Source organism: Streptomyces sp. NPDC057617, from assembly GCF_042800555.1.
Lineage (GTDB): Bacteria > Actinomycetota > Actinomycetes > Streptomycetales > Streptomycetaceae > Streptomyces.
Genome location: NZ_JBHVGV010000001.1, coordinates 165,818 through 178,998 on the forward strand (window position 1 = coordinate 165,818; position 13,181 = coordinate 178,998).

The 13,181-nt window shown below is 72.1% G+C and carries 10 protein-coding genes; 5 read left to right on the plus strand and 5 right to left on the minus strand.

The genetic code is table 11. The annotated features are described in order from the left end of the window. The 3 genes from tap to ACFU9P_RS00770 form a co-directional block, all read right to left on the minus strand. The gene (gene tap, locus ACFU9P_RS00760) at positions 1 to 2,121 is read right to left on the minus strand and encodes a telomere-associated protein Tap (RefSeq protein WP_384076737.1); all 2,121 of its coding nucleotides are present in this window, start codon (positions 2,119 to 2,121) and stop codon (positions 1 to 3) included. A gap of 145 nt (positions 2,122 to 2,266) precedes the next feature. Continuing rightward, entirely contained in the window at positions 2,267 to 2,536 is a 270-nt protein-coding gene (locus ACFU9P_RS00765; RefSeq protein WP_376385540.1) for a hypothetical protein, read from the minus strand. A gap of 48 nt (positions 2,537 to 2,584) precedes the next feature. Continuing rightward, positions 2,585 to 3,790, minus strand: a complete 1,206-nt coding sequence (locus tag ACFU9P_RS00770) for a cysteine desulfurase-like protein (protein WP_384076740.1) — start codon at positions 3,788 to 3,790, stop codon at positions 2,585 to 2,587. 135 nt (positions 3,791 to 3,925) lie between these two features. On the opposite strand from ACFU9P_RS00770, the gene ACFU9P_RS00775 reads away from it, so the two are divergent. Next, positions 3,926 to 7,321 carry an amidohydrolase family protein gene (locus tag ACFU9P_RS00775; RefSeq protein WP_384076743.1) on the plus strand — a complete coding sequence of 1,132 codons (3,396 nt, stop codon included), beginning with the start codon at positions 3,926 to 3,928 and terminating at the stop codon, positions 7,319 to 7,321. A gap of 38 nt (positions 7,322 to 7,359) precedes the next feature. On the opposite strand, the gene ACFU9P_RS00780 is transcribed toward ACFU9P_RS00775, so the two are convergent. Then, complete coding sequence (locus ACFU9P_RS00780) at positions 7,360 to 8,151, minus strand: MBL fold metallo-hydrolase (protein ID WP_384076746.1); 792 nt, start codon at positions 8,149 to 8,151, stop codon at positions 7,360 to 7,362. Positions 8,152 to 8,251: 100 nt separating this feature from the next. Between ACFU9P_RS00780 and ACFU9P_RS00785 the strand changes: the two genes are divergently transcribed. After that, positions 8,252 to 8,890 (plus strand): TetR/AcrR family transcriptional regulator, encoded by a 639-nt coding sequence (locus ACFU9P_RS00785; RefSeq protein WP_384076749.1) that lies wholly within the window; start codon positions 8,252 to 8,254, stop codon positions 8,888 to 8,890. A gap of 84 nt (positions 8,891 to 8,974) precedes the next feature. Here the strand turns inward: ACFU9P_RS00785 and paaK are convergent, their stop codons facing one another. Further along, a complete protein-coding gene (paaK, locus tag ACFU9P_RS00790; protein ID WP_384076751.1) occupies positions 8,975 to 10,318 on the minus strand; it encodes a phenylacetate--CoA ligase PaaK in 1,344 nt (447 codons plus the stop codon). A gap of 205 nt (positions 10,319 to 10,523) precedes the next feature. Here paaK and ACFU9P_RS00795 point away from each other — a divergent pair, with 205 nt between their 5' ends. From ACFU9P_RS00795 to paaB, 3 genes are all read left to right on the plus strand, one after another. Further along, entirely contained in the window at positions 10,524 to 11,735 is a 1,212-nt protein-coding gene (locus ACFU9P_RS00795) for a thiolase family protein (protein WP_384076753.1), read from the plus strand. 116 nt (positions 11,736 to 11,851) lie between these two features. Next, the gene (gene paaA / locus ACFU9P_RS00800) at positions 11,852 to 12,874 is read left to right on the plus strand and encodes a 1,2-phenylacetyl-CoA epoxidase subunit PaaA (RefSeq protein ID WP_384076756.1); all 1,023 of its coding nucleotides are present in this window, start codon (positions 11,852 to 11,854) and stop codon (positions 12,872 to 12,874) included. Continuing rightward, positions 12,871 to 13,173 carry a 1,2-phenylacetyl-CoA epoxidase subunit PaaB gene (paaB, locus tag ACFU9P_RS00805; RefSeq protein WP_376385525.1) on the plus strand — a complete coding sequence of 101 codons (303 nt, stop codon included), beginning with the start codon at positions 12,871 to 12,873 and terminating at the stop codon, positions 13,171 to 13,173. Before paaA ends, paaB begins: the two co-directional genes overlap by 4 nt. Positions 13,174 to 13,181 lie beyond the last annotated feature (8 nt).

Genomic DNA, 13,181 nt, shown 5'->3' on the forward strand with positions numbered 1-13,181 from the left:
CTATTCCCCGCTGTCAGTGGCCGTGACGGTGCCGTCCTTGATGTGCCGGGCGATATTGACCGCGCCCGGGCCGTACTCCTCGATGAGCCCTTCGGCCCAGAGGATGTCCTGGGTGCCCTCGTGCTTGACCATGCCGGGGCTGACCCCGAGGCGGAAGCCGCCGGACAGCGGCTTGCCGTCGTCGCCGTACGGGAGGAAGTCGAGCGGTCCTGGGCCGTCGGACGCGTACACGGCGCAGTCGGAGAGGACCGCCACCGGGTAGAGGTCCGCGGCGCTCGCGAGTCTGGCCATCTTCCGGTGCATATTGATCCGGGCCGTGGCGATGACGGCGGCGCGGATGTCGGGGCGCCAGGTCGGGCGCCGGAGGGCGGGCCAGGGCTCGCCGTGCCGCCATCCGGTGCCGCGGGGCCGCTCCCGCAGCTTGCCGATGCCGCCCTTGACCGTCGACTTGACCGCGGACAGTACGATCGCCTGCCCCTGGTCCACGGTCCTGTGCCGCGCCATGGCCGCCAGGAAGTCCCGCTCGTCCATGCCCGCGACGACACCCAGCTCGGCCATGGTGGTCATATAGGCGTCGCGGAGCCTGGTGTACCAGGCGTCCAGATACGGGCCGTGCTCGCGCCGTACGTACGCCTCGGCGGGCCGGACCTCGTGGCCGAGTTCCACGGCGTACGCGACGGTCGGTGTCGCGTACCAGGCGGGACCGGCCGGGCGGCGCCCGTCGGGAGTGAACGGGTTCGGCAGACGCGGGTCGAAGCCGATGTGGGAGAGATCCACCAGCCAACTGCCGGGCAGCTTCTTGTCGAACACGGGCGCCGTGACATGCTCGGCCGGGCCCGTGCCGACATTCAGCCGGTTGGCCGCCGCGGCGAACGCCATGTTGACGTCGATACCGACCACGAACCGCTTCATGCACTCCTCGTCGGTGAGCGCCCGGGACCAGCCGTACGCCTCCTCGTCGAGGACCTGGTCGGGGGTGCGCTGGTGGAAGCGCGGATAGAGGCTCGCGACGACGGGGTGGCCGTCCGGGGCTTCCGGCGGCGCGCACTCGACGGGCTCGGTGAGGGAGCCGGGCACCGGACCGGACATCCAGATGCCGGACGACTCGTCCTTCACCGCGCGGGTCGGCGGCCGCAGGGCGGTCATCAGCTCCAGCCCGCAGACGGCCGTGGAGCCGCACGGAGTGAGGACCCGGGTCGCGTAGTCCCCGAGGACATGGGCGAGTTCGGGCGGGGAGAGCCGGTCGGCGTCGCCCCAGGCACGGGTGTCGAGCGCGCCCCACGGCAGGACGGCGAACTGGACGCACTGGCGCCGGCTGCCCTGCGCCGGGCGGTAGACCCAGGCCCATGGCCCGAATCCGCGCCGGGTGAGCTGCCACTTCGCCCTGGCGAGCTGCTTCACCACCTTGTGGTCCTCGGGCAGCCTCAGACCTCGCCGGTCGTCGAGCTGCGCGGGCAGCCCGAGCCGTACGGCCGCGGCCTCCGTCAGGACGATCAGCGGATCGGAGTCCTTGCCCGACCGGTGCAGCTTCGGCGCCCCCAGCTTCGCCTCTCCGAGGGCCCATTCGACCAGCGCGGGAAGCGTCTTCGCCGGGCACTCAAGCACCAGCCCGCCGACGCAGTACGCGCTGCCGTCGCCGTCCAGCACCGCGAGCGGGCCGTGTTCGAAACGCGGATCGACGGCGGGAGCGGCGGTTTCGGCACGAGCGCGAGCACGGCCGGAAACGGGAGCGGAGGCGGGCCGTCCGGGCGCGGCCTTCTTCGGAGCGGGCCGGTACGAGTCCGGTGCGGGCCGGGCGGGTGCCGGAGCGGGCTCAGCGCTTACCGGCCGGGGAGGCGTCGGAGCAGGGGCCGTTACGGGTACGGGTACGGGGGCCGCAGGCGCCGGGTACAGCTCCGCGAGCGCGGCAAGGAAGTGCGCGTACGCCTCGCGCTGCGGCGGCCGGGGATCGGTCTTGCCGTTCTCCCAGTTCGCCAGCGTGGCCCGGCGCACCTTGAGCGCCGTGGCGACCTGGTCCTGGCTCAGCCCGTGCGCCTTCCGCAGCCGTTCCCGCTCCGCCGGCGGAGGAAGCGGCGACTGCCCGGCGATCAGGGCATCGACCGCGTCGAACAGCTCGGACATGGAGCACCTCCCAACCACGAACATCGCTCAAACAGACTTCCGGCGTACCGGCCGCCGTACATTCCGCGCACATCTTACGCACGCAGTGCAACCACCCTGAGGCCGCCGGACACAAGCCGACAGGGCTCCCGGACAGGTGAGCACGTCACGGTATGTCGCCCGCCCAGTCCCAGTAGGCCGGGGCCGCGGGTCTCGGGGCGTACAGCGTGTGGCCGCCGGGGCCGTGCGCGCCTATTTCGGTGGGCAGCACGGCCCCCTCGCGAAGCTGCTGATCGCTCCAGCCGGTGACGTCCAGGAGCAGGCCGTCCAGCGGTCCGGCCACCAGTTCGCGGTAGACATGGCCGGGCCGCGGCCCCGGGTCGGGGTCGTCGTGATCGGCTCCGTACACACGCCGTCGCCGTAGTAGTTCGTCCATGACCAGCAGCATCGCACCCGCCACTGACAATGCCCCGGACGGCCGCCGTCAGCCGCCCAGTTCCGCGACCGCGGACAGCAGGCGGTCGACGTCGGAGCGGTCGTTGTAGTGGACGAGACCGGCGCGGACCGCGCCGCCGGTGTCGCGCAGTCCCAGTGCTCCGGCCAGCTCCCAGGCGTAGCAGTGGCCGCTCCAGACGTTCACCCGGCGGACCGCGAGGTGTTCGGCGACCTCGGCCGGGGTGTGGCCCGCCACCCGGAAGTAGGCGGTCGCGGTGCGCCGCGCGGGCTTCCCGTACAGGGTGACGCCGGGCAGTTCCTCCAGCCCGCGCAGCATGACCGCGAACAGCTCGCTCTCGTACGACTCGACCGCGCTCATGGAGGCGAGCAGCCGCTCGCGCCGGCTTCCCGTCCCGGGTCCGGCCAGTCCGGCCAGATGGTCGACGGCCGCGGTGACCCCGGCGAAGTCGGCGAAGGGCGGTGTTCCGGTCTCGAAGCGGAGCGGTACGGTCCGGGGCGAGCACGCCAGTTGGTCGGGGTGCAGCGTCTCCAGCAGCGCCGGGTCCGCGGCGACCGCGCCGATGTGCGGACCGGACCATTTGTACGCGCTGGTGGCGTAGAAGTCGGCGCCGAGCGCGGTGGCGTCGGCCGGGCCGTGCGGGGTGGCGTGCACCCCGTCCACATAGGTCAGGGCGCCGGCCGCGTGCGCCTTGGCGGTGATGGCGGCGACGTCGGGGCGGGTGCCCAGGATGTTGCTGGCCGCCGTGACCGCCACCAGCCGGGTGCGCTCGCCGAGCAGGGTGTCGTACTGCTCCACCGGCAGTTCGCCCGTCGCCGGGTCGGCCTCCGCCCACCGTACGGTCGCGCCCGCACGGTCCGCGGCCTGCACCCAGGGCCGGATGTTCGCGTCGTGGTCGAGCCGGGAGACCACGATCTCGTCGCCGGGCCGCCAGGCCGCGGAGAGCGCCTGGGAGAAGCGGTAGACGAGCGAAGTGGTGTTCTGGCCGAGAACGATGCCCTCCGGGACCCCGCCGACCAGATCGGCGACCGCCCGGCGGCACTCGTCGACGATCTCGCCCGCGTACCGGCTCGCCGCGAAGGCACCGCCCGCGTTGCCGATGCCCGTCCGGTAGGCCTCGGTGATGGCGTCGATGACCGCGGTGGGCACCTGGGTGCCGGCCGCGCCGTCGAGATAGGCCGTTCCGTCGTGGAGCGCGGGGTAGAGCGCGCGTACCGAGGCCACATCAAAGGTCATCGCCGTTTTCCTCTCGCTGATTCCTCGCACCGCACCGCATCGCACTTCGCCGCGCAACACCGCACCGCACCGCAAACGCCACCGCGAACACGTCCGCCGCGGCGTCCACGTACGCGTACACGTCCGCGCGCACCCATGATGGATCCCGGCCCGGTCCCGCGCCATGGCGCCCCCATCCGGTCGATCCGGCCCAACGGGCCGCGCCCCACCGGCTCGTCCGCTTATGTTCTTCTTGTGGATCCGTTGAATGAGTTATCCCGTCGGGGTTTCATCAGGGCGACAGCGCTGGGCGGTGCGGGAGCAGCCGCGCTCTCGCTCTCCGGACCGGGGAGCCGGGCTTCCGCGTCTCCCCTCGATCTCACCTCTTCACTTCCGTCCGGCCGTTCCGTTGGCTCCGGAACGCTCACCTTCACCGCCGGAACCAACGCTTCCGTCACCGCGTCGCCCGGCGGCGACCGGCTGGTGGCCGAGGTGCAGGGCGTGCTGTGGTCGCTGCCGCGCGGCGGCGGTACGGCGACCGCGCTGACCACTCCCGACCTGGAGCCGACCCGGCCCGCGTGGTCGCCGGACGGCTCGCTGATCGCCGTGTGCGCGTACAAGGACGGCGGCTTCCATCTGTGGACCATGGCACCGGACGGCTCACGTCTGCGCCAGTTGACCTCGGGCCCCTGGGACGACCGCGGAGCGTCCTGGTCGCCGGACGGCACGCGGATCGCGTTCGCCTCGGAGCGCGGCGGCGACCCGGTGCTGGGCAGTTCGTACACCATCTGGACCGTGGACGTGCGTGACGGCCGGCTGACCCGACTCACCCGCACCGCGGCGGGAACGGCCGTCGAGGACTACGACCCGGCCTGGCATCCGGACGGCGACCGGGTGCTGTTCGTACGGTCCGCCGGCCAGGGCGGCCGTACGCTCGCCTCGGTCCCCGCCAAGGGCGGCGAGGTGACCGTCGAACGCACCGTGGACACCGGATCGTTGGTGTGCCCGGCGGTCGCCCCGGACGGCCGGGTGGCATACGTACGGCTCACCGACAGCGCCCGGCCGGGCAGGGCCGCCGCCTCGGCGCTGATGGTGGACGGCGAACCGGTCACCGAGGGCGAGGACGTCTCTCCGATGCCGCCCTGCTGGACGTCCGACGGCGAACTCCTCTATGTCGCCGACGGGCGGGTACGGGCCCGCCGCCCGGGCGCGGCGGACGGCCGGCCCGCGGAGAGTCCGGCACGGGAGATCCCCTTCTCCGCGTCGCTGAGCGTGCCCCGGCCCGCCTACCCCCGCAAGCGGTACGACTTCGACTCCACCGCGCCACGCCCCGTACGGGGGATCCACCTTCCCGTCCTCTCCCCCGACGGACGGTCGGTCGCGTTCGCCGCGCTCAACGCCCTCTGGGTGCTGCCGGTCGGCGGCCGTCCCCGCAGGCTGGTCCAGGCGGCGCCCTCGGCGTACGTCCAGATGCCGTCCTGGGCCCCGGACGGACGCAGCGTCCTCTACTCGTACGACGGCGGCGGCCGCAGCACCGGCACCGGCACCAGCACCGGTACGGGCACGGACACCGGCACCGGCACCGGCACCGGCCTGATCAGCGTGCACCGCCACTGGCTCGACAGCGGCAGGGACGAGATCCTCGCGACCGGCGGCCGGCTCGGCCCGGTGCTCTCCCCCGACGGTACGAAGCTCGCCTGCCAGGACTCCACCGGAAACCTCCTCGTCCGCGATCTGGCGACGGGCGCCGAGAAGACCCTCACCGCACCGCTGGGCGCGAACGGCCTTCCGGGAAAGCCGAGTTGGTCGCCGGACGGACGGTACCTCGCTTTCTGCGACCGCAACCGGCTCAACCAGCGATTCCGTGAGGGCTACAACGTCATCCGGGTCGTCGACACCCGTACCGGAGCCGGAACCGTCCATCTCCCGCTGCCGCACGCGTCGTTGTCCGACCGGGGCGACGGCGGTCCGGTGTGGTCGCCCGACGGCTCCGCGATGGCGTTCGTCATGGAGTCCGCGCTCTGGGTCATGCCGGTCGGGCCCGACGGCACACCGGCCGGGGAGCCGCGCCGTATCACCGACGAGGCGGCCGACCATCCCTCCTGGTCGGGCGACTCGCGCACCCTGCTGTATCTGTCGGGCGGCCGGCTCCGGGTGATCCGGCCCGACGGCACCGGCCGGCGGACCGTCCGCGTACCGCTGGAGTACGGCCGCCGCAGGCCCGCCCGGCCCGAGGTCACCCGGGTGCGCGCGGGGCGGCTGTGGGACGGTACCGGCGAGACCGTCCGGGAGAACATGGACATCGTCATCCGCGGCAATCGCATCGTGGCCGTGGAGCCCCGCCGCCCGGCGGGTGCCCGGCCCGGGGAGCGGCTGGTCGACGCGTCCTCGGCGACGGTCCTGCCGGGGCTGTGGGACTCCCACACCCATCCCTGGCCGAACACCTACGGCGGCCGGCAGACCGGTCTGATGCTCGCCTACGGCATCACCACCAATGTCTCCCTCGGCGGCTTCGCGTACGAGGCACTGCGGCTCAAGGAGTCGGTGGCGGCGGGCCGTACGGCAGGGCCCCGGCTGTTCGCGACCGGCGAGCTGATCGACGGCAGCCGGGTCGCGTACAGCATGGGCCGCGCCCACCGGACCGAGGACGGGGTACGGCGCACACTGGCGCGGGCGGAGGCGCTCGACTACGACTTCCTCAAGACCTATGTCCGCGCCCCGGGCTGGATCATGGAGGAGGCGGCCCGTACCGCCCATGAGAAGCTCGGAGTTCCGGCCGGAAGTCACCTTCTGTCGCCGGGGATCAGTACCGGACAGGATCTGACGACCCATCTCCATGCCACTCAGCGCTCGGAGTACGGACGTGCGCTCTCGCCGACCGGCCGTACGTACCAGGACGTCCATGAGACCTACCGGCAGGGCGACTTCTCACTTGTCGCCACACCGTTCAGCGCGGTCGATCTGATCGGCGCCGATCCCGCGCTGGCCGAGGATCCCCGGGTGACCAGGATGATGCCGCCCTGGGACGCGGCGCTGGTCGAGAGCCTCGCGGCCAAGCCTCCGACGGATGAGGCACTCCGTGAGATCAAGGCCGAAATGGCCGTCTACCGAAGGGTTCTCACCGATGGCGGCACACTGGCGCTGGGCACGGACGCCCCGTTGACCCCGGTCGGTCTCCATCTCCATCTCGCTCTGCGGGCCCTGCGCGACTCGGGCGGCCTGTCGGCGGCCGAGGCGCTGCGTACCGTGACGGCGACTCCCGCCCGGCTCTTCGGAGTTGACGCCGATCTGGGCACGGTGGAGCCGGGCAGGCTCGCCGATCTGACGGTGGTCGACGGCGATCCGTTCGAGGACTTCGACGATCTGGTCCGCACCTCCTGGGTGATGCGGGACGGCGTGGTGTACCACCGGGAAGCGCTGGTACGGGAGTTCAGCGGGGGCCCGGCGCAGCGGCGGGCGACGGACCGTGACCGTACGGACTGGCTCGCCGTCGGCCGGGAGCTGCGCCGCGAACCCTGCTGCGCCGAAGAGTGGCCGGGTGCCCGCGTCTGACACCCGCCGCCAATACGACGGGAGTTGATCCGCGCGACTCAGATCACGCCCAGACCCCGGGCCTGCGTCACCGCCTCGGACAGACCGTGGACCATGGGCTCTCCGTGGCCGGAGAAGAGGGTCGGATCGCCGCTCTGTCCGGCCCCGCCTGCGAGTTCGGAGAGTTCGGAGAGCCGGTCGAGCGAGGCGAGCGCCCCGGCGCTGTCGTGGCTGAAGCCCCGGCACATCAGCCGGGGTCCGCGGCCGCCGGTGAGCCCGTCGTACGTCACGAGCGCGTCGCCGGTGAAGACGGCGCCGTGCCCGGGGAAGACGTACGCGACACTGCCGGGGGTGTGGCCGGGCAGCGGCACCGCCTCCGGCGCGCCGGGCACCCCGGTGAGGACGAGCCGGCTCTGGAAGGTGCCCGGCCGCGGCACGGGTGTGGGCCGGAAACCGCCCTGTCGGGCCAGATGCAGGGGCAGCGCGAGCGCCGCGGGCCGGCGGAGCAGATACGGCACCATGGCACGCTCCGACTTCGGGGCGGCCAGCGCCGGATTGCGGGCCGCCAGGGTCGGGGCGTCGGCGCGGTGGATCCATACCGCGGCGCCCGCCTCGCGCTGGAGCCTGGCCGCGAGACCGAGATGATCGGGATGGGCGTGGGTGAGCAGCACCGCCCTGATGTCGGTGACGGACGCGCCGAGGCCGGTCAGGGCGTCGACGAGCATAGTCCAGTGCCGGGGAAGCCCGGCGTCCACGAGGACCAGTCCCTCCGGCTCCTCGACCACATAGAAATTGACCAGACTGTCGCCCAGACGGTGGACGCCCGGCGGGCCCTGCGGGGTCTGTTCCACGGCTGCTCCCAGATGTTCGGTCCGGCTGCGACGACCGGACTGATGTACGGGTCGATTTCGATAGAATCGACTATACCGAAATCAAGGGAGAGGCGGAGGCATGCCCGAACCGGACCGGCCGCGGCGCGGCTACGACAGCAGCGGCAGACGGGAGGCGGCGGCCCGTACCCGTGCCGCGGTCCTGGACGCCTGCCGGGAGCTGCTGCTGCGCGACGGCTACCGGGCCACCTCGGTCCAGGCCGTCGCCCGGCGCGCGGGCGTCTCCGTACCGACGGTGTACAAGGCGTTCGGCGGCAAGCAGGAGCTGGTGAAGGCCGTCTACGACACCACTCTGGCCGAGGACGACGCCCCGGTCCCGATGCATGCCAGGCCGGAGCTGCGCGCCGTACTCGCGGAGCCCGACCCGGGCAGGAAGCTCGCCGGGTACGCGCGTTTTGTGGCGGGCGTCCATGAGCGGCTGGCCGGGCTGCTGCCCGTGCTGTCGGCGGCCGATCCGGAGCTGGCCGAGCTGGCCGCCGTCACCGACCGGGAACGGCTGGCCGGGACAAGGGCGTTCGTCGACCATCTGCTGGCGGCCGGGCTGCTGCGCCCCGGCCTGGATCCGGTCAGGGCGGCCGACGCGTGCTGGCTGCTGACATCCCCCCAGGTCCATGAGCGCCTGACCCGCGAACGCGGCTGGGCCAGGGCCGAGTACGAGAAGTGGCTGGCCCATATGCTCACGGCCGCGCTGCTGCCGTGACGCGGCGAAGACTGGCGAAGACCGGCGAAGACCACAGGGGCGGTGCGGCCGTCCGTACCGGCCGGCGCGAGCCGTCCGTACCGGTCAGCGGACGCGCAGATCCTTGACGCGGCGGATCTTGCCCACCGAGCGTTCCAGGGTGTCGGGGTCGACGACCAGGACCTCGGCACTCACCCCCACACCGTCCTTGATCCCCTGGGCGATCTCCCGCGCGGCGGTCTCGCGCCGTCCGCTCCCGGTGTCCGGGCGCGCTTCGACGCGTACGGTCATATGGTCCAGCCTGCCCCTGCGCGAGAGTTCGAGCTGGAAGTGCGGGGCGACACCGGGCGTACGCAGCACGATCTCCTCGATCTGGGTCGGAAAGAGATTCACCCCGCGCAGGATGAGCATGTCGTCGCTGCGGCCGGTGATCTTCTCGATGCGCCGGAACGCCGGGCGTGCGGTACCGGGCAGCAGCCGGGTCAGATCGCGGGTGCGGTAGCGGATGACGGGGAGCGCCTCCTTGGTGAGGGAGGTGAACACGAGTTCGCCGCTCCCGCCTTCGGCCACCGGTTCGTCGCCGAGGGGATCCACGATCTCGGGCAGGAAGTGGTCCTCCCACACATGCAGCCCGTCCTTGGTGTCGACGCACTCCTGTGCCACACCGGGCCCGATCACCTCGGACAGTCCGTAGATGTCGACGGCGTGGAGGTCGGCGCGCTCCTCGATCTCCCGGCGCATCTCCTCCGTCCATGGCTCGGCGCCGAAGATGCCGACCTTGAGGGAGCTGGTACGGGGATCGACGCCCTGCCGTTCGAACTCGTCGAGCAGGGTGAGCATGTACGAGGGTGTGACCATGATGATCTCGGGCCGGAAGTCCTGGATGATCTGGACCTGACGGGCGGTCATCCCGCCGGACGCGGGAATGACCGTACAGCCGGCCCGCTCCGCGCCGTAGTGCGCGCCGAGGCCTCCGGTGAACAGGCCGTATCCGTACGAGATATGCACCTTGTGCCCGGGCCGGCCGCCTGCGGCGCGGATCGAACGGGCGATGAGATCGGCCCAGATGGAGAGATCGCTCTCCGTGTAGCCGACCACCGTGGGGCGGCCGGTGGTGCCGCTGGAGGCGTGTATGCGGCGCACATCCGCCATGGGCACGGCGAACATGCCGAAGGGGTAGGTGTCGCGCAGATCGGCCTTGGTGGTGAAGGGGAAGCGGGCGAGATCCGCCAGGGTGCGGCAGTCGTCGGGGCCGACTCCGGCCTCGTCGAACTTCTTGCGGTACAGCTCCACGTGATCGTAGGCGTGCCGGAGGGTCGCCCGGAGCCGGGTGAGCTGAAGCGCCCTCAGCTCGTCGCGGGTCAACCGCTCGCCGTCGTCGAGCAGTTCGTACGGGAGCGGCTCGCCCCGGCGGATCCCCGCACCCGCCCGGCTCGTCGGACTGCTCATCGTGTCTCCTTCGCGCATCGGTCGCCGCCGTGACCCGGACCAGGCGTGCGCCATGGGCGCCGCCAGTGACCCGCGTCACCGTTTCCGCCGTCTTGTGAACCGACCGAACATTCGGTTAGCGTCGGCATTGTCAAGGAATCAAGCATCGCCCTCGGCTGTCAAGAGGGGCGACGCATGCCCCGGAAACCCGCCGAGGAGCGCACCGATGTCCGACGAGGTCTATCTGATCGACGGGGCCCGCACCCCGCAGGGCCGCTACGGCGGCGCCCTGGCCACCGTACGGCCGGACGATCTGGCGGCCCTCGTGGTCGGCGAGGCCGTCCGGCGCTCCGGGATTCCGGGCGAGGCCGTGGACGAGGTGATCCTCGGCGCGGCCAACCAGGCCGGCGAGGACAACCGCGATGTGGCCCGGATGGCCGTACTGCTCGCCGGGCTTCCGCACACCGTGCCCGGGTACACCGTCAACCGGCTCTGCGCCTCGGGCCTGACCGCTGTCGCCTCCGCCGCGCAGGCCATCAGGTCGGGCGAGGCGGAGCTGATCGTCGCGGGCGGCGCGGAGTCGATGACCCGCGCCCCCTGGGTGATGGCGAAGCCCGGCACACCATGGGCCAAGCCGGGCGAGATGTACGACACCTCGCTGGGCTGGCGCTTCACCAATCCGCGCTTCACCGCCGCCGACGCCGGCGCCGATTCCGGAGCGGCGAGAGTGACCCTGTCCATGGGCGAGACCGCCGAGGAGGTCGCCGCCCTCGACGGCATCACCCGCGCCGAGTCCGACGCCTTCGCGCTGCGCAGCCATCAGCGGGCCGTCGCCGCCCAGCGGGCGGGCCACTTCGACCGGGAGATCGTGCCGGTCCCTGTCAAGGACGGCGAGGTGACGCTCGACGAGGGCCCGCGCCCCGCCACCACCCTGGAGAAGCTCGCCGGTCTGCGTACGGTCTTCCGCGAGGACGGCATCGTCACCGCGGGCTCCTCCTCACCCCTGTCGGACGGGGCCGCGGCCCTGGTCGTCGCGAGCACGGCGGCCGTCGCACGGTACGGGCTCACTCCCCGGGCCCGGATCGTCGCCACCGCGTCGGCCGGTGTCCAGCCCGGCCTGATGGGCCTCGGACCGGTGTCCGCCACCGGGAAGGCCCTCGCCCGCGCGGGCTGGCAGACCGGCGAGCTGGGCGCGGTCGAGCTGAACGAGGCCTTCGCCGCACAGGCCCTGGCCGTCGTACGGCGGCTGAAGCTCGACGAGGAGACCGTCAACGCGGACGGCGGCGCCATCGCCCTCGGCCATCCGCTCGGCTGCTCCGGGGCCCGTATCCTGCTCACGCTGCTGGGCCGCCTGGAGCGCGAGGACGCCCGCCGGGGCCTGGCCACCCTGTGCGTGGGTGTCGGCCAGGGCGTGGCGATGCTGGTGGAGCGGGTGTGAGCGACGGCCCGCGCATGCCCGGGGCCGCTGACACCCCTCTTGGCGGGGCTCGTACACCCGCAGTAAACTCGTCGTATCACGTACCGAACGAACGGTCGGTTGGGAAGCTGGTAGCGATGACCACGACAGACTCCGTCCCGCCCACGGACGCCGCTCCATCCGCCGCGGGAGAGGCCGGTCCGGCCGGACCGGACCTCCAGGCGCACTTCGACTCGACGATCGCGAGGGATCAGCGGATCGAACCGCGGGACTGGATGCCCGACGGCTATCGCAAGACCCTGATCAGGCAGATCGCGCAGCACGCCCACTCGGAGATCATCGGTATGCAGCCGGAGGGTGAGTGGATCACCCGGGCGCCGTCGCTGCGCCGTAAGGCCATCCTCTTCGCCAAGGTCCAGGACGAGGCGGGCCACGGCCTCTATCTGTACTCCGCGGCCGAGACCCTGGGAGCCGACCGCGCGGATCTGACCGAGCGGCTGATCGAGGGGCGCCAGAAGTACTCCTCGATCTTCAACTACCCGACGCCCAGCTTCGCCGATGTCGGGGTGATCGGCTGGTTCGTGGACGGCGCGGCGATCTGCAACCAGGTTCCGCTGTGCCGCAGTTCGTACGGTCCCTACGCGCGCGCCATGGTGCGGATCTGCAAGGAGGAGTCCTTCCACCAGCGCCAGGGGTACGAACTGCTGATGACCATGATGCGCGGCACGGACGCCCAGCGCGCGATGGTGCAGGACGCGGTCGACCGGTGGTGGTGGCCGTCGCTGATGATGTTCGGGCCGCCCGACGGCGACTCCCCCAACTCGGCGGCCTCGATGGCCTGGAAGATCAAACGGCACAGCAATGACGAGCTGCGCCAGCGGTTCGTCGACATGACCGTGCCGCAGGCCGAGAAGCTCGGTGTCACCCTGCCCGACCCGGAGCTGCGCTGGAACGAGGAGCGCGGACGGCATGACTTCGGCACCCCCGACTGGTCGGAGCTCCAGCGGGTGATCCGCGGCGACGGACCGTGCAACGCGCAGCGCATGGAGCGGCGGCGCACCGCACACGAAGACGGCGCCTGGGTCCGCGAGGCCGCCACCGCACACGCGGCCAGGCGTGCCGCCCGGAACGTAGGCACCGAGGAAGGGACGGCGGCGTGACCGGCACCGAGGAGACCCCGCGCGAATGGCCGCTGTACGAGGTGTTCGTACGGGGCAAGCGCGGCCTCAACCATGTCCATGTCGGCTCGCTCCACGCGGCCGACGACGCCATGGCGCTCACCCATGCCCGTGACCTCTACACCCGCCGCAACGAGGGGGTCAGCATCTGGGTCGTACGGTCCCAGCACATCGCGGCCTCCACCCGCGACGAGAAGGATCCCTTCTTCGCACCGAGCGCGGACAAGGTCTACCGCCACCCCACCTTCTACGACATCCCCGACGATGTCCCGCACATCTAGGAGCCGGG